Annotated in this window: 1 protein-coding gene; it reads right to left on the reverse strand. The window is 62.7% G+C overall.

All coding sequences use genetic code 11. From position 1 onward, the window contains the following. Positions 1 to 38: 38 nt before the first annotated feature. Positions 39 to 1,322, reverse strand: coding sequence for an IS256 family transposase (locus N2M23_RS20520; protein WP_265448151.1), 1,284 nt, complete (start codon positions 1,320 to 1,322; stop codon positions 39 to 41). Between the last annotated feature and the right edge of the window lie 184 nt (positions 1,323 to 1,506).

The raw sequence follows: 1,506 nt of genomic DNA on the forward strand, positions 1-1,506 counted from the left end.
GGGAGTGTCCGAAATTCGGTGTTTCTGGCCCTGATTGATTAGTACTTCTCTGCGGTGGGCCAGCGGCCCTCGAAGACGGTCGCGAACACGTTGAGTGCTGGCTTCCATCGCATGGTCCATCGTGCCTGTCCTCGCCCGGTCGGGTCCAGTGACCTGGTGACGAGGTAGAGGCATTTGAGTGCTGCTTGCTCGTTCGGGAAGTGCCCACGGGCACGGACTGCCCTCCGGTAGCGTGCGTTGAGCGACTCGATCGCGTTGGTACTGAACAGGATTCTCCTGATTTCGACGTCGTAGGCCAGGAACGGGGTGAATTCCTCCCACGCGTTGTCCCATAGCCGGATTAGCGCGGGATATTGCTGGCCCCAGGTGTCGGTGAACTTCGCAAACTCCGCTCGTGCCGCCTCAGCCTTGGGCGCGGTGTACACCAGCTTGAGTTCCCTGGCGATCTGGTCCCAGTACTTTCGCGACGTCAACCGGAAGGAGTTGCGCAGCAGGTGAATGACGCATGTTTGTACGGTCGCGTCCGGCCACACGCTCTCCACCACGGCAGGTAGCCCCTTGAGGCCGTCACAGACGACGAACATGGTGTCGGCCACGCCGCGGTTCTTCAGCTCGGTCAACACCGCGAGCCAGTACTTGGCGCCCTCACCATCGCCTGGAGTGCCGGCCCACAACCCGAGCACGTCCTTCCGCCCGTCAACGGTGACACCGATCGCGGCGTAGAAGGGCCGGTTAGCGACCTGCCCGTCGCGGACCTTGACCACGATCGCGTCGATGAAGATCGCCGCGTACACCGGATCCAGCGGGCGAGCCAGCCATTCGTTCATCTCCTCGCTGATTCGATCGGTGATCCGACTGATCGTGTCCTTGGATACCGACGCGCCGTAGATCTCTTCCAGGTGGGCGCTGATCTCCCCAGTGGTCAGGCCCTTCGCGGTCAGTGAGAGCAAGAGCACAACCTGCTCGACCGAGCCGAGCTTGCGGTGGTGCTTGGGCACGATCACCGGCTCGAACGTGCCGGTCCGGTCCCGCGGCACCGTGATGTCGACTTTGCCGACGTTGTCGGTCAGCACCGTCTTGGTCCGGGAGCCGTTGCGAACGTTGCGGATACGACCCTCATTGGTAGCTTCCGAGGCAGTGTCGGTGTCGTCCGCTGATGCTGACGGTGGCTGATGCTTGCCGTGTCCGAGGTGCTCGGTCATCTCCTCTTCCAAGGAGATCTCCAGCACCATCTTGGTCAGATCCTTCAACAGACCCGACGGGCCAGTCAACGAGTCACCGTTGGCGCGCGCATCGCGCACCAGCTCGGTGAGCGCTTCCATGCGGCGACGTTCCACGTCGGTCTTCTTCGGTCGGCGGTCCGCGGGCTCACGCCGAGCAGGTCGCGTCCCTGCCGGCTCCTCGTTGCTGTTGTTCACGTCCTGCAGTGTCATGCGTTACTACTCCGGTCCCGCCCCAACCATGGGGCGTGTCACGGACCAGAAACACCGAAATTGCGATAGTCCC

It is taken from the genome of Flexivirga meconopsidis (genome assembly GCF_026162425.1).
Classification (GTDB): Bacteria; Actinomycetota; Actinomycetes; order Actinomycetales; family Dermatophilaceae; genus Flexivirga; species Flexivirga meconopsidis.